Source organism: Halorubrum kocurii JCM 14978 (genome assembly GCF_000337355.1).
In the GTDB taxonomy this organism is placed as follows: domain Archaea; phylum Halobacteriota; class Halobacteria; order Halobacteriales; family Haloferacaceae; genus Halorubrum; species Halorubrum kocurii.
Genome location: NZ_AOJH01000079.1, coordinates 48,396 through 68,706 on the forward strand (window position 1 = coordinate 48,396; position 20,311 = coordinate 68,706).

20 protein-coding genes are annotated in these 20,311 nt (G+C 68.9%); 16 read left to right on the forward strand and 4 right to left on the reverse strand.

Annotated features, from left to right (window positions below; translation table 11 throughout):
• Position 1: 1 nt before the first annotated feature.
• The 8 genes from C468_RS12555 (at position 2) to C468_RS12590 (ending at position 6,956) form a co-directional block, all read left to right on the forward strand.
• Entirely contained in the window at positions 2 to 463 is a 462-nt protein-coding gene (locus tag C468_RS12555; RefSeq protein WP_008849273.1) for a NuoI/complex I 23 kDa subunit family protein, read from the forward strand.
• Between the two features lie 49 nt (positions 464 to 512).
• Entirely contained in the window at positions 513 to 779 is a 267-nt protein-coding gene (locus C468_RS12560; RefSeq protein WP_004049822.1) for an NADH-quinone oxidoreductase subunit J, read from the forward strand.
• Positions 776 to 1,138: a hypothetical protein gene (locus tag C468_RS12565; RefSeq protein WP_008849274.1), complete on the forward strand. Its 363-nt coding sequence runs from the start codon at positions 776 to 778 to the stop codon at positions 1,136 to 1,138. The genes C468_RS12560 and C468_RS12565 overlap by 4 nt, the downstream gene beginning before the upstream one ends.
• Entirely contained in the window at positions 1,135 to 1,455 is a 321-nt protein-coding gene (gene nuoK, locus C468_RS12570; protein ID WP_004049827.1) for an NADH-quinone oxidoreductase subunit NuoK, read from the forward strand. The genes C468_RS12565 and nuoK overlap by 4 nt, the downstream gene beginning before the upstream one ends.
• A gap of 1 nt (position 1,456) precedes the next feature.
• Positions 1,457 to 3,499: an NADH-quinone oxidoreductase subunit L gene (gene nuoL, locus C468_RS12575; protein WP_008849275.1), complete on the forward strand. Its 2,043-nt coding sequence runs from the start codon at positions 1,457 to 1,459 to the stop codon at positions 3,497 to 3,499.
• Positions 3,496 to 5,028, forward strand: coding sequence for a complex I subunit 4 family protein (locus C468_RS12580; RefSeq protein ID WP_008849276.1), 1,533 nt, complete (start codon positions 3,496 to 3,498; stop codon positions 5,026 to 5,028). Before nuoL ends, C468_RS12580 begins: the two co-directional genes overlap by 4 nt.
• Positions 5,021 to 6,532: an NADH-quinone oxidoreductase subunit N gene (locus tag C468_RS12585; protein ID WP_049912215.1), complete on the forward strand. Its 1,512-nt coding sequence runs from the start codon at positions 5,021 to 5,023 to the stop codon at positions 6,530 to 6,532. Before C468_RS12580 ends, C468_RS12585 begins: the two co-directional genes overlap by 8 nt.
• A gap of 91 nt (positions 6,533 to 6,623) precedes the next feature.
• Positions 6,624 to 6,956, forward strand: coding sequence for a hypothetical protein (locus C468_RS12590; protein WP_008849278.1), 333 nt, complete (start codon positions 6,624 to 6,626; stop codon positions 6,954 to 6,956).
• Between the two features lie 41 nt (positions 6,957 to 6,997).
• Here C468_RS12590 and C468_RS12595 read toward each other — a convergent pair whose 3' ends face one another.
• Genes C468_RS12595 through C468_RS12605 form a run of 3 tightly spaced genes read right to left on the reverse strand, consistent with a single transcriptional unit; the run spans position 6,998 to position 8,998 of the window.
• The gene (locus tag C468_RS12595) at positions 6,998 to 7,225 is read right to left on the reverse strand and encodes a Gar1/Naf1 family protein (RefSeq protein WP_008849279.1); all 228 of its coding nucleotides are present in this window, start codon (positions 7,223 to 7,225) and stop codon (positions 6,998 to 7,000) included.
• Positions 7,226 to 7,227: 2 nt separating this feature from the next.
• Entirely contained in the window at positions 7,228 to 7,506 is a 279-nt protein-coding gene (srp19, locus tag C468_RS12600; protein WP_008849280.1) for a signal recognition particle subunit SRP19, read from the reverse strand.
• 43 nt (positions 7,507 to 7,549) lie between these two features.
• On the reverse strand, positions 7,550 to 8,998 hold the full coding sequence (locus tag C468_RS12605) for an ATP-binding protein (RefSeq protein ID WP_008849281.1): 1,449 nt from the start codon (positions 8,996 to 8,998) through the stop codon (positions 7,550 to 7,552).
• Between the two features lie 199 nt (positions 8,999 to 9,197).
• Here C468_RS12605 and alaS point away from each other — a divergent pair, with 199 nt between their 5' ends.
• The 5 genes from alaS to citZ all read left to right on the forward strand — a co-directional run bounded on the left by alaS (position 9,198) and on the right by citZ (position 16,979).
• Positions 9,198 to 11,978 carry an alanine--tRNA ligase gene (alaS, locus tag C468_RS12610; RefSeq protein WP_008849282.1) on the forward strand — a complete coding sequence of 927 codons (2,781 nt, stop codon included), beginning with the start codon at positions 9,198 to 9,200 and terminating at the stop codon, positions 11,976 to 11,978.
• Between the two features lie 20 nt (positions 11,979 to 11,998).
• Positions 11,999 to 12,835, forward strand: coding sequence for an alpha/beta fold hydrolase (locus C468_RS12615; RefSeq protein WP_008849283.1), 837 nt, complete (start codon positions 11,999 to 12,001; stop codon positions 12,833 to 12,835).
• A gap of 97 nt (positions 12,836 to 12,932) precedes the next feature.
• Positions 12,933 to 13,649, forward strand: a complete 717-nt coding sequence (locus C468_RS12620) for a type 1 glutamine amidotransferase (RefSeq protein ID WP_008849284.1) — start codon at positions 12,933 to 12,935, stop codon at positions 13,647 to 13,649.
• A gap of 77 nt (positions 13,650 to 13,726) precedes the next feature.
• Positions 13,727 to 15,619, forward strand: coding sequence for a PINc/VapC family ATPase (locus tag C468_RS12625; RefSeq protein WP_008849285.1), 1,893 nt, complete (start codon positions 13,727 to 13,729; stop codon positions 15,617 to 15,619).
• A 211-nt stretch (positions 15,620 to 15,830) separates the two neighbouring features.
• A complete protein-coding gene (gene citZ, locus C468_RS12630) occupies positions 15,831 to 16,979 on the forward strand; it encodes a citrate synthase (RefSeq protein ID WP_008849286.1) in 1,149 nt (382 codons plus the stop codon).
• A gap of 45 nt (positions 16,980 to 17,024) precedes the next feature.
• On the opposite strand, the gene C468_RS12635 is transcribed toward citZ, so the two are convergent.
• Positions 17,025 to 18,077 (reverse strand): M42 family metallopeptidase, encoded by a 1,053-nt coding sequence (locus tag C468_RS12635; protein WP_008849287.1) that lies wholly within the window; start codon positions 18,075 to 18,077, stop codon positions 17,025 to 17,027.
• A gap of 223 nt (positions 18,078 to 18,300) precedes the next feature.
• Between C468_RS12635 and C468_RS12640 the strand changes: the two genes are divergently transcribed.
• From C468_RS12640 to C468_RS12650, 3 genes are all read left to right on the forward strand, one after another.
• Positions 18,301 to 18,558 carry an MTH865 family protein gene (locus C468_RS12640; protein ID WP_008849288.1) on the forward strand — a complete coding sequence of 86 codons (258 nt, stop codon included), beginning with the start codon at positions 18,301 to 18,303 and terminating at the stop codon, positions 18,556 to 18,558.
• 80 nt (positions 18,559 to 18,638) lie between these two features.
• A complete protein-coding gene (locus C468_RS12645) occupies positions 18,639 to 19,415 on the forward strand; it encodes a J domain-containing protein (RefSeq protein WP_008849289.1) in 777 nt (258 codons plus the stop codon).
• 113 nt (positions 19,416 to 19,528) lie between these two features.
• On the forward strand, positions 19,529 to 20,311 hold a 783-nt coding region (locus C468_RS12650), incomplete at its 3' end, for an NAD(P)-dependent alcohol dehydrogenase (RefSeq protein ID WP_008849290.1).

Below are 20,311 nucleotides of genomic sequence, written 5' to 3' on the forward strand. Positions count from 1 at the left end.
CATGATTGGACTCATGAAATCCATGGCGACGACGATGAAACACGCGCTGGACGGGACGACGTTCACGGTGGAATACCCGGACGAAGCGCCCGAGGTAAGCCCGCGCTTCCGCGGCGTCCACAAGTTCAGCCAGGAGCGGTGCATCTGGTGCCGCCAGTGCGAGAACGTCTGCCCCAACGACACGATTCAGATCGTTCAGGACGACCAGCGCAACGGGGAGCAGTACAACCTCCACATCGGGCAGTGCATCTACTGCCGGCTCTGTGAGGAGGTCTGTCCCGTTGACGCAATCCTGCTGACGCAGAACTTCGAGTTCACCGCGGACACGAAGGACGACTTCGTGTTCAACAAAGAACAGCTCAAGAACGTCCCGTGGTACAAGGGAATCGACCCGCTGGAGTCCCGGAACCCCGATCGCGGCGCGTGGATCGGGGAGGGAGACGGCGAGGTCGACTACCAGTAGCGGGCGCGTCTCGAAATCTTCAAAGGGACTCTCATAGGAGACAAACACAATGGTTTATGCTACCATCGCGTTCGGGCTGTTCGCCGCGGTCACGTTGGCGTTCGGCCTCGGGGTTGTCTTGGCGCGCGACGTGTTCCACGCCGCGTTGCTTCTGGGCGGTGCCCTGACGAGCGTCGCGGTGCACTACGTGATGCTGCAGGCGGAGTTTATCGCCGCCATGCAGATCCTCGTCTACGTGGGCGGGGTGCTGATTCTCGTCACGTTCGCCGTGATGCTCACGCGATCGGACACGGAAACGGAGGTGAATAGCGCATGAGTAACGACGGCTCCCGGAGCCGCGGGCGTCTCGTGCCCGCAGTCGCGGTCGGACTCCTGTTCGCGATAATGGCTCTGACGGTGCTGTCGGCGGACTTCCCCGCCGAGGCGGCGGCGTTCCCGGCGGACGCGTCGATCGTCCACAACATCGGGTACGCACTGTTCAACCTTGGCGAGTACGAACTCGGATCGGTGCCGTCCGAGGGATTCCTCGCCGCGTTCCTGATCGCCGCCGTCGCGCTCGACGTCGCGGTCGACGGCGCGGTCTACCTCGCGAAGCGCGAGGAGGACGGCTCCATCGTCTCCGCGGTGGGCACGGCGTTCACCGACGGCGGGCGTGACGGAGGTGAGCGGCGGTGACGGCCGTCGCGTCCTCGATCCCGCCCGAGTGGTACCTGCTGCTCGCCACCGCCGTGTTCTGTATCGGCCTGTTCGGCGTGCTCACGCGGCGCGACGCGCTGTACTTCCTCATGAGCGTCGAACTCATGATGAACGCCGCGAACATCAACTTCGTCGCGTTCGCGCTGTACTACGGTGACCTCACCGGACAGGTGTTCGCCCTGTTCGTCATCGCGCTCGCGGCCGCGGAGGTCGCGATCGGGATCGGCATCATCCTCGTGTTGTACCGCAACTTCGGTGTCACCGACGTGACCGTTCCAACGGAGATGAGGTGGTAACATGATAGACGTGTTCTCATACGTTCCGGCGATCGTTCTCCTCCCGTTCTTCTCGTTCCTGATCGCCCTCGGTGTCGGGAAGTACCTCCCGAAGGGCGGCGCCTTCGGCGGCATCGCGGCGACGGCGGGGTCGTTCCTGCTCTCGCTGTGGGTGCTCGCGACGGTCGCGGGCGGGGAGGCGGCGAACCGCACGCTCTACACGTGGGCGGACGCGGGCGGCATCGGCCCGACGGACGTCGAGCTGTCCTTCGGGATCCTGATCGACCCGCTGTCGGCGCTCATGCTCGTCATCGTGACGCTCGTGGCGCTCCTCGTCCACGTGTTCTCGCTCGGCTACATGAACGACGAGGGCGAGACGGGGCTGCCCCGGTACTACGCCGGTCTCGGCCTGTTCACGGCGTCGATGCTCGGGTTCGTCGTGGCCGACAACCTCCTGATGGCGTTCATGTTCTTCGAGCTGGTCGGGCTCTGCTCCTACCTGCTCATCGGCTTCCACTTCCGGGAGCCCGGCCCGCCGTCCGCGGCGAAGAAGGCGTTCCTCGTCACGCGGTTCGGGGACTACTTCTTCCTGATCGGCGTCGTCGCGGTGCTCGCGACGTTCGGCACCGCGCAGTTCGCCGGCGAGGGCTCGTTCCCCGCGCTCGCTGACGCGGCGCTCAACGGCTCCGGCTCGGTCGCGTGGACGCCCGGCGGAGTCGAACTGCAGACGTGGCTGACGGTCGTCGGCCTGCTCGTGTTGGGCGGCGTCGTCGGGAAGTCCGCGCAGTTCCCGCTGCACACGTGGCTCCCCGACGCGATGGAGGGCCCGACGCCCGTCTCCGCGCTCATCCACGCCGCGACGATGGTGGCGGCCGGCGTCTACCTCGTCGCGCGCATGTACGGGTTCTACGCGCTGTCACCGACCGCGCTCGCGGTCATCGCCTTCATCGGCGGCTTCACCGCGCTGTTCGCGGCGACGATGGGACTCGTGAAAGACGAGCTGAAGCAGGTGCTCGCGTACTCCACCATCTCGCAGTACGGCTACATGATGCTCGCGCTCGGCGCGGGCGGGTACGTGGCAGCGGTCTTCCACCTGACGACCCACGCCTTCTTCAAGGCGCTGCTGTTCCTCGGCGCCGGCGCGGTGATCATCGCGATGCACCACAACGAGGACATGTGGGACATGGGCGGGCTGCGGTCGAAGATGCCCGTGACGTACTACACCTTCCTGGCCGGGTCGCTGGCGCTCGCGGGCATCTTCCCGTTCGCCGGCTTCTGGTCGAAAGACGAGATCCTCTACGAGGCGCTGGTCCACGGACTCAACGACCCGCTCCTGCTCGGCGGCTACCTGATGGGGCTGCTCGCGGTGCCCGTCACCGCCTTCTACACCTTCCGGATGGTGTTCCTGACGTTCCACGGCGAGCCCCGGAGTGAGACCGCACGCGACCCCGAACCCGTTCGCTGGAACGTGAAGGGGCCGCTAACGGTTCTCGGCTCGCTCGCGGTCGTCACCGGCTTCATCAACATGGTGCCGGTCCAGAAGGTCCTCGGCCTGGAGGGGATCGACCTGCTCCACCGCTGGCTCGACAACGAGTGGGGCGGCATCGAGGGGCTCTCCTCGCACCACTACGCGGACATCGGTCCGTACAGTAGCGGGTATCTCGTCGGCGGCGAGGCCGGCACGGTCCTCGTCGGAGCGGTCGTCTCGCTCGGCTTAGCGCTCGGCGGCCTCGCCGTCGCGTGGCGGCTCTACAACGTTCCGTCGCCGACGGAACACACGGCGAAGCTCGGCGGGATCAAAGACGTGCTGTACAACAACTACTACTTGGACGAACTGCAGGTCTGGCTCGCGTATCGCACCGAGAACGTCGCCGGCGGAGCTAACACCTTCGACCAGGGGATCATCGACGGCGTCGTCAACGGCGTGTCGTCGGTGAGCCTCTTCGGCGGGGGTCGGATCCGCCGGATCCAGAGCGGCGTGGTCTCGCAGTACGCCACGCTGCTCACGCTGGGGCTCATCGCGCTGCTGCTCGCGCTCGGCGTGAGCGGGGGGTGGTTCCTGTGATCATCGAAGCCCTCATCGGGTTCACGTTCGTGGCCGCGCTGCTCGTGCTGCTCGCCCCCGACGAGTGGGCGGGTCGGCTGGCGTTCGCGCTCAGCCTGCTCCCGTTCGCCGGATCGCTGTCCCTCTGGTCCGGCTTCGACGGCGCCGGCAACGCCCTCACGGGTGGTGACATCGCGTACGCGACGCAGATCGAGTGGCTCGAGGTCGGCGGGCGGACCGTGTCGTGGTTCGTCGGCGTCGACGGGATCAGCCTCCCGCTCGTCGTGCTCACGACGTTCCTCGTTCCGCTCGCCATCGTGAGCGCGTGGACGCCGATCGACTCGCGTCAGAGCCAGTTCTACGGCCTCATGCTGTTCATGGAGGCGAACCTGCTCGGCGTATTCACCGCGCTGGACTTCTTCCTCTGGTTCGTCTTCTGGGAGGCCGTCCTGGTGCCGATGTACTTCCTCATCGGCGTCTGGGGCGGTCCGCGCCGGAAGTACGCCGCGATCAAGTTCTTCGTGTACACGAACGCGGCGTCGCTGCTGATGTTCATCGGCTTCATGTCGCTGACGTTCGCGCTCGGCGGCTCCGTCGAGTCGTTCGCGCTGCCGGAGATCACGCAGGCGATCGCCGACGGCGGCCTCGGTAGGTTCGCCGGACTCGCGCCGGAGACGCTGGCCTTGGCCGCGTTCCTCGCGATGTTCCTCGGGTTCGCGGTGAAGGTCCCGATAGTTCCGTTCCACACGTGGCTCCCCGACGCCCACGTCGAGGCGCCGACGCCGGTGTCGGTGCTGCTGGCGGGCGTGCTCCTGAAGATGGGGACGTACGCGCTGCTCCGGTTCAACTTCACGATGCTTCCCGAACAGGCGTCCGCACTCGCGGTCCCGATCGCCGCCATCGCCGTCATCAGCGTCATCTACGGCGCGATGCTGGCGCTGGCTCAGAAGGACCTCAAGCGGATCGTCGCCTACTCCTCCGTCTCGTCGATGGGGTACGTCATCCTCGGGCTGATCGTGTTCACCGAGTACGGGGTCGGCGGCGCGACGTTCCAGATGGTCGCGCACGGCCTCATCTCGGGGCTGATGTTCATGGCCGTCGGCGTCATCTACAACGCGACGCACACGCGGATGGTCGGAGACATGTCCGGGATGGCCGACCGGATGCCCGTCGCGGTGGGCATCCTCGTGGCCGGCGCGTTCGGGTACATGGGGCTCCCGCTGATGGCCGGCTTCGCCGGTGAGTTCTTCATCTTCGTGGGGTCGTTCTCCGCCCCGGCGCTGCCGTACGCGCCGATCTTCACGGCGCTCGCGATGTTCGGCATCGTTATCGTCGCCGGCTACCTGCTGTCGGCGATGCAGAGCACGCTGTTCGGGCCCTTCGAGCTCGAAACCGACTACGACGTCGGTCCCGCGCCGTTCCACGACGTCGCCCCGCTCGCGGTGCTTCTGGTGGCGATCATCGTGCTCGGCGTGGCGCCCGACATCTTCTTCGAGATGATCCGTGACGCCGCCGTTCCCGTGGTCGAGGGGGTGACCGTCGATGGTTAACACGCTGCCTCAGGTGGCGGCGCTGCTACCCGTCTTCCTGCTCGCGTTCACCGGGCTCGCGCTGCTGCTCGTCGACACGATCAGTCCCGACGCGCGCTCGAACACCTCGATGGCTGTCGGCGCCGCGCTCGGGTCGCTCGCCGCGCTCGCGGCGAGCGTCTGGCTGGTCGTCTCCGGCACCGGGAGCGCCGACACCGGCGGCGCAATAACCCTGTTCGCCGAGGCGATCAAGGTGGACACGATGGCGCTGTTCTTCACCGCCATCTTCGCGTCCGTGACGGCGCTGGTCGTCGTCGCGGCCCACGACTACTTCCACGACCACGCGAGCCCAGCGGCGTTCTACTCGCTCGTCGTGTTCGCGGCGACCGGGATGGCGCTGCTCGCGGCCGCGAACTCGCTCGCGGTCGTGTTCGTCGCCCTGGAGATGGTGTCGCTGCCGTCGTACGTGCTCGTCGCGTACCTCAAGAAGAACCGCGGGAGCGTCGAGGCGGGGATGAAGTACTTCCTCGTCGGCGCGCTCTCCTCCGCGATCTTCCTGTTCGGCATCTCGCTGGTGTACGCGGCCACCGGGTCGCTGCTGCTCAGTGACGTCGCCGAGGGGATCGGCTCGCTCGACGGCCTCGCCGGCATCGCCGGTCTCGGGATCGTGATGATCGTCGGCGGCGTCGCGTTCAAGACCGCCTCCGTCCCGTTCCACTTCTGGGCGCCGGAGGCGTACGAGGGCGCGCCCGCACCGGTGAGCGCGTTCCTCTCGTCCGCCTCGAAGGCCGCCGGCTTCGTCGTCGCGTTCCGCCTGTTCACCGAGGCGTTCCCGGTGGGCGCGTCGCTCACCGCCGGCATCGACTGGGTGCTGGCGTTCGGCGTGCTGGCGGCCGTGACGATGACGCTCGGTAACTTCGCGGCGGCCGTTCAGGAAGAGGTCAAGCGCATGCTCGCGTACTCCTCTATCGGGCACGCGGGCTACGTGCTCATCGGCGTCGCGGCCCTGTCGCAGGGCGGGAGCGCCAACGGCGCCGTGATGGGCGCCGCGATGGCGCACTTGCTCGTCTACGGGTTCATGAACACCGGCGCGTTCCTCTTCGTCGCGATGGCGGAGCGGTGGGGCGTCGGCCGGACCTTCGAGGACTACGCCGGGCTCGCGAAGCGCGCGCCCGTCGCCTCGACGGCGATGGCCGTGTTCATGTTCTCTCTCGCCGGGCTGCCGCCCTTCGCCGGGTTCTTCTCGAAGTACTTCCTGTTCATGGGCGCCATCGACAACGGCTTCCTGTGGCTGGCGGCATTCGGCGCCGTCAACAGCGTCATCTCGCTGTACTACTACAGTCGGGTCGTGAAGGCGCTGTTCATCGACGATCCGGCGTCGTCGAGCTCGCTGGACGCGATCGACGTCCGGCCGACGGGGCTGTACGCCGCAGTCGTCTTCGCGGCGGTCGCGACGGTGCTGCTCTTGCCCGGCTTCGGGCCGGTCATCGAGACCGCCGAGGCCGCGGCGTCGGCGCTGTTCTAGCGGTCCGACGCGCCCTCGCGGCGCTTTCGGTTTGGCGTTCTCCGAACCGGTACCCGCAGGTATTAGCGCGTTCGGACCCGTATGTTCTCACATGAGTAGAAGCCGAACGTACCGCTGTCTGAACTGCCTCGAACACACCGTGAGCCGCGAGTTCGACACGTCGCACCTGTCGGTGACGTGTCCGAACTGCGAGTCGTTCGAGCGGTTCGTCAACGGGGCGGTGTACCGGCAGTTCCAGTCTTTCGAGGAGTCGCCGCCGACGGAGCTCGACTGGGGGCGGCTCGACCGGATGGAGAAGCTGGTCGTCGCCGAGCGCCTCGCCCGCTCGACGAAGACGATCGACGACTTTGACGTGGTGGGCGGTGATGGGGAGGAAGCGGCCGGTGGCTCGGTCGACGCCGGCGAGTCGGCGGCTCTCAAGTAGCGACGGTGATCGGCGCGCGTCCCGCTCTCGCCCGCTCCACGCTAGCGCGCGTACAGCTTCCCGCCGACGAGCGCCGCGAGGTCGTCGTCGCTCGGCGTGACCGCCACGTAGGGTCGATCGACGGGACCGAACACGTCGACCACGCGACCGACCGTCGCGAGCGACTCGTCGACCACCGCCGATCCGATCCGCGGCGGCTCCTCGCCGGCCGCTCCGCGGGCGATCGCGAGTCCGCCGGCGGTACGGACGACGGTGCCGACGCGGCGCATCGTCACTCCTTGATGACCCCGAGGTAGGCGGCGATCGCCTGTACAAGGTCGTTTTTCGCGGTGTCTTCGGTTCCTTGCACGACCACCGCACCCCGCGGCTCGAACTCGCGGGAGTAGGTTTTCTCCCGTTCGATCACCGCGTCGTAGCCGACCTGTTGGACCGCCTTCGCGATCTCGTCGACGGTCGGCTCCTCGATCGCGAGGTCCATCGGGACGCGGCGTCCCTCCGACCGCGATCGGTCGGCGTCGAAGTACGCGGGATAGACGACGTTCTCGACCATATACCGGAGAGGCGAGCGCGCGGCGTAAGGTCGTTTCGGACCGTCACGAGGTCTTGAACTCGAACCGCGCGCCGCCGGAGTCGCCGGCGAGCGCGCGGACCTCCCAGCCGTGCGCGTCGGCGATCCGCTTCGTGATGGCGAGCCCGAGTCCCGTCCCGTTCTCCTGCGTCGTGAACCCGCTCTCGAACACGCGGTCTCGTTTGCCCTCGGGGAGCCCGCGGCCGTCGTCTTCGATGAAAAAGCCGTTTTTCGCGACCCCGTCGTCGCCGCGGAACGCCGCGTTCCCGACGCGCACAGTTAGCGGGCCGGCCTCGTCGGCCTCCGGCGACTGCCGGCCGTGTTCCACGCTGTTTCGGAACACGTTCTCCAGCAGCTCTCGCGTCCGCGTCGCGCTCGCGTCGACGGTCACGTCGTCGTCGACGACGAGTTCGGCGTCGTCGGTGTCGACGCTCTCCCACGCGTCTCTCGCGAGCGCCTCGATCGAGACGGGCTCGGTCTCGCCGACCGACTCCCCCTGTCGGGCCAGCGAAAGCAGGTCGCCGACGAGCTCGTCCATGCGGTCCAGGGCCTCGGCGGCCTTCTCCAGATGCGCCATCTCGCCGGTCTCGTTCGCGAGGGCGACGTACCCCTCCGCGACGGAGAGCGGGTTCCGGAGGTCGTGCGAGACGATGCTCGCGAACTCGTCGAGGCGCTCGTTCTGCCGTTCGAGCGCCGCCTCGCGCTCGCGGCGCTCGGTCACGTCGGTGTAGATGGCGTACCCGGAGACGTTCTCGGCGTCGAGCCGGATCGGCACGACGTGGAGGATGAAGTGTTTGTGGCCGTCGGCGGTCTCGCGGGTGACTTCTCGTCTGACGTTCTCGCCGCACTGGAGGCGCTCGTTGAGTTCCGTGGCCTCTGCTTCGGCCTCGTCGGTGGGAGGAACGATGAAGTCGTCGACCGACTCGCCGACCACGCGATCGGCGTCGTAGCCGAACATCTCCTCGAACGCGTCGTTGACTCGGTGGACGATCGGTTCGCCGTCGACGTAGTCGTAGGCGATCGCCGGGTCGGGGACGTTCGAGAACAGCGCGAGCAGGTGGTCCCGCTCGGCCCGCACCGCCTCGTCGCTTTGGTCGGGTGCCGACTCGTCTCTGGCCGCGAGCCAGCGGACCGTCGCGTCCAGGTCCGCCTGCGTGGTCGCGAGCGCGTCGATGAGCGGGTCGGTCGCCGGCTCCGCGCCGGGGTCGTCGACGAACGCGATCACCCGCCACGACCGATCGAGACGGCGGACCGCGTTGAGCCCCTCCGCGTCGAGGACGACGGCCACGTCCGCTGTCGCGAGGGCTTCGTCGTCGACGGACGCGGGGATGTCCCCGTCGGCGGACGCGAGAGCGCTCTCGTCGACGGGTGCGGGAGCGGCGGCAGTTTCCGACGCGGAAGCCACGTCAGCCGCCGCGGCCGTCTCTCCGCCGAAGACGAGAACGGAGTGCCGACCGCTCGGCTCGGTGTTCACGATACCGTTGACACGAGTGGAGTGCGGATAAATTTTTCTTCCGTCCTCAGTTTCTCCGCCGTTCGGGCGCAGTTCGTCCGAAAGACGGCGGTCGCGCGATCGCGGCGGCGGGTCGCGTCGGGAGGGGGTGGAACGCGCGCGAACCGGGCCGCGAGGCACCCCGGAACCCTTTTGGAGGAACACGGGCCACGTTCCAGTAATGAGCGATCTCGAAGCGGAGTACCGCCTCGACTACTTCGAAGAGGAGGGGTTCGAGCGGAAGGAGTGCACCTCCTGTGGCGCGCACTTCTGGACCCGCGACGCCGACCGCGAACTGTGCGGCGAGCCGCCCTGCGAGGACTACAGTTTCATCGACGACCCCGGCTTCCCGGAAGCCCACTCGCTGTCCGAGATGCGGGAGGCGTTCCTCTCCTTTTTCGAGGAGCATGACCACGAACGGATCGACCCGTACCCGGTCGCGGCGAACCGCTGGCGCGACGACGTCCTCTTAACACAGGCGTCTATCTACGACTTCCAGCCGCTCGTCACGTCGGGACAGACCCCGCCGCCGGCGAACCCGCTGACCATCTCACAGCCCTGTATCCGGATGCAGGACATCGACAACGTCGGCAAGACGGGCCGGCACACGATGGCCTTCGAGATGATGGCCCACCACGCGTTCAACACGCGCGAGGAGGTCGATGAGGACGAGTACGCCTACCACGGCGAGGTGTACTGGAAAGACGAGACGGTCGCGTACTGCGACGAGCTGTTCGAGAGCCTCGGCGCGGATCTCGAGGAGATCACGTACATCGAGGACCCGTGGGTCGGCGGCGGCAACGCCGGCCCCGCCATCGAGGTCATTTATAAAGGGGCCGAGCTGGCGACGCTCGTCTTTATGTGCATGGAGCGGGACCCCGACGGCGACTACGAGATGAAAGACGGGAACACGTACTCGTTCATGGACACGTACATCGTCGACACCGGGTACGGGCTCGAGCGGTGGACGTGGATGAGTCAGGGGACTGCGACGGTGTACGAGGCGGTGTACCCCGACGCGATCGACTTCCTCAAGGAGAACGCGGGGATCGACCACGACGAGGAGGAGCAGGCGCTCGTCCACCGCGCCGCGAAGCTCTCCGGCCGGCTCGACATCGACGACGTCGACGACGTAGAGGCCGCCCGCGGCGAGATCGCCGACCGACTCGGCGTCGGCGTCGACCGGCTCCGCGAGCTGGTCGAGCCGCTCGAATCGATCTACGCGATCGCCGACCACTCGCGGACGCTTGCGTACATGTTCGGCGACGGGATCGTCCCCTCGAACGTCGGGACGGGCTACCTCGCGCGGATGGTGTTGCGACGCACGAAGCGGCTCGTCGACGAGGTGAGCGTCGACGCTCCGCTCGACGAACTGGTCGACATGCAGGCCGAACGGCTCGGCTACGAGAACCGCGACACGATCCGCGAGATCGTCCGCACCGAGGAGCGGAAGTACCGCAAGACGCTCGAACGCGGCTCCCGGAAGGTGGAGTCGCTCGCGGACGAGTACGCCGGCACGGGCGAGCCGATCCCGACGGAGGCGCTCTTAGAGCTGTACGACTCCCACGGGATCCAGCCGGACATGGTCGCCGACATCGCCGCCGAGCGCGGCGCGACCGTCGACGTGCCCGACGACTTCTACGCGCTCGTCGCCGACCGCCACGAGGAGGCGGACGCCGACGAGGCGGCCGACGAGCGGGACGACCGGTTCGACAGCCTCCCCGAGACGGAGAAGCTGTTCTACGACGACCAGGGACGCACCGAGTTCGAGGCCGTCGTCCTCGACGTGTTCGACCGCGAGGAGGGGTACGACGTCGTCCTGGACCAGACGATGTTCTACCCGGAGGGCGGCGGCCAGCCGGCCGATCGCGGTCAGCTCACGACCGGCGAGACCGCGGTCGACGTGGTTGACGTCCAAGAGCGGAACGGGATCGTGCTCCACCGGACCGACGACGACCCTGGGAAGGGCGAGTTCGTCACGGGACAGGTCGACGGCGACCGCCGCGACCGGCTCCGCGCGCATCACACCGCGACCCACCTAATCGGCCACGCCGCGCGCGAGGTGCTCGGCGATCACGTCCGGCAGGCGGGCGCGCAGAAGGGGATCGACTCCTCCCGGCTCGACGTGCGGCACTTCGATCGGATCTCGCGGGAACAGGTCAAAGCGATCGAGCGCGTCGCCAACGAACTCGTCCGCGACGACGTACCGGTCCGCCAGGAGTGGCCCGACCGCAACGAGGCGGAGGCCGAGCACGGCTTCGACCTCTACCAGGGCGGCGTCCCGCCGGGAACGAACATCCGGCTGATCCACGTCGGCGACGCCGACGTGCAGGCCTGCGCCGGGACCCACGTCGAGCGGACCGGCGAGATCGGCGCGGTGAAAGTGCTGAAGACTGAGCCCGTCCAGGACGGCGTCGAGCGGATCGTGTTCGCCGCGGGTGGCGCGGCGGTCGAGGCGACCCAGCGCACCGAGGACGCGCTGTACGATGCCGCAGAGGCGCTCGACGTCGACCCGCTCGACGTGCCAGAGACGGCCGAGCGGTTCTTCGACGAGTGGAAGGCGCGCGGCAAGGAGATCGAGGCGCTCAAAGAAGAGCTCGCGGCGGCGCGGGCCTCCGGCGGCGCCGACGCCGAAGAGGTCGACGTCGGCGGCGTGACCGCGGTGATACAGCGGCTCGACGGCGACGCCGACGAGCTGCGCGCGACCGCGAACGCCCACGTCGACGACGGGAAGGTCGCGGTCGTCGGCAGCGGGGCGGACGGCTCGGCGAGCTTCGTCGTCGGTGTCCCCGACGGCGTCGACGTGAACGCCGGGCAGGTGGTCTCGGAGCTCGCCGGCCGCGTCGGCGGCGGCGGCGGCGGCCCGCCGGACTTCGCGCAGGGCGGCGGCCCGGACGCGGACGCGCTCGACGCCGCCTTGGAGGCGGCGCCGGACGTGCTCCGCAGCCTGCAGGAGGCCTGAGGTCTCTCTCACCCGTTTCCATGCCACACGCGAACAACGCCGGCGTCGAGATCCGGTACGAAGTGGACGCCCGCGACGCCGGCGACCCCGACGAGGCGGNCCGCGCCGCCGGCGCCCCCGACGAGGCGGTCGTGTTCTGCGGCGACGTGGGGTTGGGCGCGTGGCAGTTCGGCTGGCAGCACGCCGCGCTCGCCGGTCCGCACACGGTGATCACGCCCGAGACGCGCGGCGTCGGCCGGTCGGACGCGCCCCCCGGACCGTACGCGGTCGAGGAACTCGCGAGCGACGTGGACGCGGTGTGCGCCGCGGAGGGGATTCGGAACGCCCACCTCGTCGGGTACGGCCTCGGCGGGATGGTCGCGCTCGCGTACGCGCTCGCCTCGTCGCGCCCGGCGAGCCTCTCGGTCGTCGGGACGCCGCCGGCGGGCGACGCCTACAACCCCGACGGCGTGTGGGCCGACCCGTCGACCCCGGCGGCGGTCGAGGGGTCGCTGAACGGGCTGCTCTCGGAGTCGTTCCGAGAGACTCACCCGGACGTGCTCTCGCGGATCGTCGAGTGGCGGCTCGCAGAGGACGCCGACCGCGAGACGTTCGAGGCGCACCGCGCCGCGGTCGAGGGGTTCGACGTCTCCGACCGACTGTACGAGCTCACCACGCCGACGCTCGTCGTCCACGGGAGCGAGGACGCTGTCTGTCCGACGACGGCCGCAGAGGGGCTTGCCGAGGGGCTCCCCCGCGGGGAGGCCAGTCCGGTCGCTGGCGCGCGCCACCTCGTCGGGGTGGAGGCGTCGGCCGCGGTGAACGACGCCCTCGCCGGCTGGCTCGCGGAGCACGCCGCAGACCCGTTCTCGGAGTGAGCCGGGTCGCCAGTCGACCGAACTCGCCGCTCAGTGACGCCGGTAGCGCTTCGCGCCGTCGCAACCGTTTTTGCCCCGTCGCACGTCGAGTCCTGCAATGACACGGCTCCGGTTCGCTCTGCTGAACGCCGCCCACGACGGCGCGAACACCCGGCGGAACTTCCGCCGGGAGCTCGACGCTGACCTCGTCGAGTTCTCGGCCAGCGACGGTCACCTCCCCGACCACACCGAGTTCGACGGCGTCGTGGTCACCGGGTCGCGCTCGTCCGTCTACTGGGACGAGGAGTGGATTCCGCCGCTCATCGACTACGTCGCCGAGGCCGCTGACGCCGGGCTCCCGGTGCTCGGCGTCTGTTACGGCCATCAGGTGCTCGCGGAGGCGCTCGGCGGGCGCGTCGCCGGGATGGACGGGTTCGAGATCGGGTACAACGAGGTCCGCCACCGCGGCGACGACGCGCTGTTCGCGGGGATCGACGAGGAGTTCACCGTCTTCACGACCCACGGCGACGCGGTCGTCGACCTCCCGCCGAGCGCGACCCTGATCGCCGAGAACGACCACGGCGTCCACGCGTTCCGCGACGGGCACTGCTGGGGCGTGCAGTTCCACCCGGAGTACGACCTCCGGACGGCGCGGGAGGTCACCGAGGGCAAGCGCGAGCGCCTCGGCGACGCCCGCGTCGACGGGGTGTTGGCGGATATCTCACCCGAAGCCTACGACGCCGCCTGCGAAGCGAAGGGACTGTTCGACAACTTCGCCGAGTACGCCCGGCGGCTGCGGACCGACCCGGAGTCGGTCGCGGCGGCCGGCGACTGACTCCGGGGCGATCCGCCGCCGACTCGGGGGCCGTCAGGGTCGAACACCCTTATACGGTTCCCGCCCGGACTCCTCGTATGAACGTAGTACCGGACACCAGTGCGGTCGTCGACGGCCGCGTGTCCGAACGCGTCGAAGACGGGACCTACGAGGCGGCGACGGTGCTCGTCCCGGAGGCCGTCGTCGGCGAGCTGGAGTCGCAGGCCAACGACGGGCTCGAATCGGGCTGGGACGGGTTGAGCGAGCTCAAGCGGCTCGCCGACTACGCCGACGAGGGGACGATCGAACTGGAGTACGTCGGCGAGCGCGCCGACGGGGACGCACGCTCGCGCGCTCACGAGGGCGACGTCGACGCGCTGATCCGCGAGGTCGCAGACGAGCGCGACGCGACGCTCCTCTCTAGTGACATCGTGCAGGCCGAGGTCGCCCGCGCGAAGGGGATCGACGTCGAGTACGTCGAGCCGGTCGCCCGCGGCGTCGTCGACGAGCTGCCGATACAGGACTTTTTCACCGACGAGACGATGTCGGTCCACCTCAAGACGGGGACGAAGCCGAAAGCGAAGCGCGGGTCGCTCGGCGAGATGCGGTACGTCACTATCGACGAGGAGCCGACGAGCGAGGAGCAGATGGACGAGTGGGCGACCGCCATCGTCGACCTGGCCCGGCAGTCCAGCGACGGGTTCATCGAGCTCTCCGACGACGGCATGGACATCGTCCAGTTCCGAAACTACCGGATCGCGGTCGCGCGACCGCCGTTCGCTGACGGGATCGAGGTCACGGCCGTCCGTCCCATCGCGAAGACGACGCTGGACGACTACGAGTTCGCCGACGAACTCCGCGAGCGCTTCGCGGAGCGGAAGCGCGGCGTGCTCATCTCCGGGTCGCCCGGCGCCGGGAAGTCGACGTTCGCGCAGGCGGTCGCGGAGTTCCTCAACGACAACGACTACGCCGTGAAGACGATGGAGAAGCCGCGCGACCTGCAGGTCGGTCCGGAGATCACGCAGTACGGCGCGCTCGGCGGCGAGATGGAGAACACGGCCGACTCCCTTCTCTTGGTCCGGCCCGACTACACCATCTACGACGAGGTCCGGAAGACGAACGACTTCGAGGTGTTCTCGGACATGCGGATGGCCGGCGTCGGGATGGTCGGCGTCGTCCACGCCTCCCGCGCCATCGACGCGCTCCAGCGGCTCGTCGGCCGGGTCGAGCTCGGGATGATCCCCCAGATCGTCGACACGGTCGTCTACATCGAGGCCGGCGAGGTCCACACGGTCTACGACGTGACCACGGAGGTGAAGGTGCCCGCGGGGCTCACCGCCGAGGACCTCGCGCGCCCGGTCATTCAGGTGTCGGACTTCGAGACCGGTCGCCCGGAGTACGAGATCTACACGTTCAACCGGCAGGTCGTCACGGTCCCGCTGAACGAGGACGGCGGCGAGGCCGAGAGCGAGACGGGCGTCGGTCGGATCGCGAAACAGGAGATCGAACGCGAGATCAAGTCGGTCGCGCACGGCCACGTCGACGTCGAGCTCGAGGGGAACGATCAGGCGATAGTGTACGTCTCCGAGGGCGACATCGGCACCGTCATCGGCAAGGGCGGCGGCCGCATCAGCGACATCGAAAACCGCCTCGGGATCGAGATCGACGTCCGCACCCACGACGAGAAGCCCGGCGGCCGCGGGGGCGGCGACGGCCGCGGCGCGAACGGACGGAGCGACGGTCGAGGCGGGCAGGTCGGCGAGGAGCGCGGCACCGTCGTGACCCCCGAGATCACCTCCCGCCACGTCGTCATCGACGTCGACGCCGGCGTCGGCGAGACCGTCGAGGTGCGCGCGGACGGCGAGTACCTCTTCACCGCGACCGTCGGTCGCGGCGGCGAGGTGCAGGTCTCCCGCGGCTCCGCCATCGCCGAGGAGCTGGAAGACGCGATCGACCGGAAGCGCACGGTGACGGTCGTGCCGGCTCGCTGACCGCCGCGTCGAACTGCCGATCGCTGGCGTCGGCTCGCTGATCGTCGGGTTTCCGCGCCGGTCTTGGTCGCGATTCCGACGCTCCGCCCCCGCGCGTCCCGCAAACCACGCGACTGCGTCGCCGTCGTCCAACGCTGGTCGGTTCGACGATCGTCGTGCGTATTCCTCCTGAAAGATAACGCTTTTTTGGTGGTGGTCGGAACGTCACAGCATGTCAGACGAGTTAAAGCGCGGGCTCGAAGGCGTCCTCGTCGCGGAGTCGGATCTGAGCTACGTCGACGGCGAGGCCGGAAGGCTCGTGTACCGTGGCTACGACATCGAGGACCTCGCTCGCGGCGCGAGCTATGAGGAGGTGCTGTACCTCCTCTGGCGCGGCTCGCTTCCGACCCGAGCGGAGCTCGACGCCTTCACCGCGGACCTGGCCGCCGAGCGCGCGGTCGACGACGACGTGCTCGAAGCGGTCCGGATGCTCGCCGACGCGGGCGAGCGCCCCATGGCCGCCCTGCGCACCGCGGTCTCCATGCTGTCGGCGTACGAGCCCGAGGACGACGCGGACCCCGAGGACCTCGACGCGACGCTCCGGCAGGGCCGCCGTATCACGGCGAAGATCCCGACGGTCCTCGCCGCCTTCGAACGCGCGCGGCAGGGCGAGGCCCCGGTCGCGCCCGACCCGGACCTCTCGCACGCCGCGAACTTCCTCTACATGCTCACCGGGACCGAGCCCGACGACGTGAGCGCGGAGACGTTCGACATGGCCCTGACGCTCCACGCCGACCACGGGCTCAACGCCTCGACGTTCACCGCCATGGTGATCGGCTCGACGATGGCCGACGTGTACTCCGGCGTCACCGGCGGTATCGGCGCGCTCTCCGGCTCGCTCCACGGCGGCGCGAACCAGGACGTGATGGAGGTGTTACAGGAAGTCGACGCCTCGGACAAGAACCCCGTGCAGTGGGTGAAAGACGCCCGAGACGACGGCCGGCGCATCCCCGGCTTCGGCCACCGCGTCTACAAGGTGAAGGACCCCCGCGCGAGGATCCTCGAAGAGAAGCTGAGCGACCTTTCGGAGTCCTCCGGCGACACGAAGTGGCTCGACTACACCACCGCGATCGAGGAGTACCTCACGGAACAGGGGCTCATCGAGAAGGGGATCGCCCCGAACGTCGACTTCTACTCCGGCTCCGTCTACGACTCGCTGGGGATCCCGGTCGACATGTACACCCCCATCTTCGCGATGAGCCGCGCCGGCGGCTGGATCGCCCACGTCGTCGAGTACCAGGAGGACAACCGCCTCATCCGCCCGCGGGCCCGGTACACCGGCCCCGAGGGGTCCGAGTTCGTCCCCGTCGACGAGCGGTGAGGCGTCGACGGCGGCCCGACCCCGCGGTCTGACCCCTCGGTCTATTTATAAACTGTAGTCGTGTTCGCCAGTCTCTGACTCTAAGAACGCCGTCAGCAGATCGATCGTCGCGGTCACGTCGTCGCCGTCGGCGGTTTCGGTGACGGTGTGGAGGTACCGCGTCGGGATCGAGATGGCACCGACGGGCTTCGCCCCCGCGGTGTTCTGGAACCCGGCCGTGTCGGTGCCGCCCGCGGGCAGCACCTCGTGCTGGTGGTCGATCCCCTCCTCCTCGGCGACCGCGGTGAGCCGCTTGTGGACCTTCGGGCTGGTGATCACCGAGGAGTCCTTCAGCTTGATCGCGGTCCCCTCGCCGAGCTCGGTCACGGCGTCGGCCGGCTCGCCGATCTGGGGCACGTCGTTCGCGACGGTCACGTCGAGGGCGATCGCGAGGTCCGGGTCGATGTCGACGCCGAGCGCCGTCGCGCCGCGGATCCCGACCTCCTCCTGGACCGTCGCCGCGAAGTGGACCGTCACGTCGGGGTCGTCGATCCGCTCCGCAGCCTCGAGCGTCGCGAACAGACAGATCCGGTCGTCGAGCGCCTTCCCCGTGATCCGGTCGCCCATACGGGTCGTCGTCTGGTCGAGGGTGACGAGGTCGCCGACGCCGACCAGCTCCTCGACCGCGTCGGCGTCGCGTCCGACGTCGATGTACACGTCGGAGACCTCGTCATCTTTCTCCTGTTGCTCCTCCGTGAGCGTGTGCGGCGGGACGGAGCCGATCACGCCGGTGAGGTCCTCCTCGCCGTGGACGGTGACGCGCTGTGCGCGCAGCACGCGGGCGTCGAACCCGCCGAGCGGGTCGACCTGGACGAACCCCTCGTCGGTGACGTGCCGGACCATGAAGCCGATCTCGTCCATGTGAGCCGCGACGGCGACCGAGTAGTCCGAGTCGCCCTCGATCGTGGCGACGACGTTGCCCATCGCGTCGGTGCGGACGCGGTCGGCGCGGTCGGCGAACTCGCGGCGGACGATCTCGCGGACTTCGTCCTCGTACCCCGGCACGCCTCGGGCCTCGGTCAACTCGCGGAGCAGGTCGTAATCGAACTCGAACGACATACCCGTTCCTCGCGGCCGCGTCGACAAAGTTCCGCAGGTTCCGGAACGTGCGCCCGGTTTCCGTCCCCGTTCCGCCCGCGATTCGCCTTCGTTTTGTCCGCGGTTCGCCTTCGTTTTATCCGCGATTCGCCTCCGTGTCGTCCCGGTCCAGTCTCTTTTAAACCCTAAATAAGTTTAGCGTTGTTCCGCAACGCTTTTGCGGCCGCTCCCGGGACGTGGGTGTATGACAGACGTGAAAGCGGAACTCCGCGAACAGTTCTTAGAGGCCTTCGGCGGCGCCGACTTCCCGGTCGAGAACCAGATGGACCTCGTCCCGGCGCTCCCGGACGGCCCGGCCACGAAGTTCGAGGCCGGCGACGTGAGCTTCACCGCGATGGAGATGGCCGCGAAGCTCGGCAGCGAGCAGGAGTTCCCCTACGACACGCCCGAGGCGCTCGTCGACGACATCATCGACGGGCTCGAGGCGAAGGGGATGATCTGACGCTTCGGCGCACCGCCCTCTTTTGACCCGTCCGCTGCGCCCGCCGAGAGGTTGATACGCTCGGAGCCGTAACTGCGGGCGTGGTCGTCGAGCTTATAAATCTCCTACCGCCGTGGGTCGCGCTGGGCCTCGCGCTCGGCGTCGTCGCCTCCGGACTCGTCGCGCTCGCCTTCTACATCGGTGACCGCTACGTCGGTCCGGTTCCGAGCGACGGTGCCGGCGGCGCCGACTCAGGGACGGCGGGCGACGAGCGGCGTCGCCGGGAGATCCGCGAGTACCTGCAGGCGATCGGCGAGCCGTTCCGCGAGGACCACGCGTTCGACGGCGTCGCGGTCCCCTTCTACCTCCCCGAGCGCGAGGTCGCCATCACGTTCGACGCGCACGACTACTTCCACTTGGAGGGCGAGGGGATCTACACCGTCCTCTGTGAACACGAGATGCCGGGTCGCGGGCTCGGCCGCCGACTCCCCTTCGACGTGACGGAACCCGAGCGGGCGGCCGGCGGGCGAGCCGGGAGACGCGGCCGACGGGTCGGCGGAGCCGGCGCCCGCGGGGTCGGCCGCGCCGTCGCCCCGGGCGGCCGCGATCCCGTGGCGGCCGCCTTCGCCGAACTCGACGTGGCGACCGACGCCGACGCCGCCGAGGTGAAACGCGCCTACCGAGAGCGCGTCAAGGAGACGCACCCCGATCAGGGCGGCGACGAGGAGTCGTTCCGCCGCGTCCGCGAGGCGTACGCGACTGCGCGCAACCACGTCGACGGGGAAGGCGGTCACGCCCCGCGATCGGAGCGCGGCGCCCGGTCCGCCGGCGTCCGTCGCGACGAGGGGTCGGGGCCTCGGTCGGGATTCGGGCGCTGACCGACGGCTCGCGACCGCTCGGGCGAGATCGCTCGTTCCCGCCTCCGTTCGCGTGTCCCTTCCCGTCTCCGGGGTGAACGTTTATTTTCGCCCCCCGTGACATGTGATCGCACATGCAAGCCGCCAGACTCCACGAGTACACCGACGACATGACGCGGGGGCTGACGATCGACGAGGTCGACCGGCCGCACGCGACGGGCGCGAGCGACGTGATCGTCGCGGTCGAGGGTGCGGGATGGTGCCAGACGGACAACCACATCATCGAGGGGATGTGGGAGGAGTACGTCCCCCAGGAGCTCCCCATGACGCTCGGCCACGAGAACGCCGGAACGGTCGTCGAGACGGGGGAGGACGTCGACCTCGTCTCCGAGGGCGACCCGGTGATCTGTCACCCGGTCCAGACGTGCGGCACCTGTCGCCCGTGCCGGCTCGGGGAGACGATGTACTGCGAGAACGACGCGTTCAACGGGCTCACAACCGACGGCGGCTTCGCCGAGTACCTCCACACCAGCGAGCGCTCGGTGATCCCGCTGCCGGCGGGCGTCGAGCCCGTCGACATCGCCCCGCACGCCGACGCCGGCATCACCGCGTACCACGCCGCGAAGAAGGCCGTCTCCGAGTTGAACCCCGGCGATCACGCGGTCGTCATCGGCGTCGGCGGGCTGGGCCACATCGGGCTGCAGTGCCTCGACGCGATGAGCGCGGCCCGGATCACCGCGGTGGATCTGAAAGAGTCCGCCTTGGACCTCGCGGAGGGGTACGGCGCCGACCACGTGGTCAACCCGAGCGAGGCCGACGTGCGCGAGGAAATCGACGGGATCACCGACGGAAACGGCGCCGCGCAGGTGCTCGACTTCGTCGGCGAGGACGTGACGACCTCCTACGCGCCCGACGTC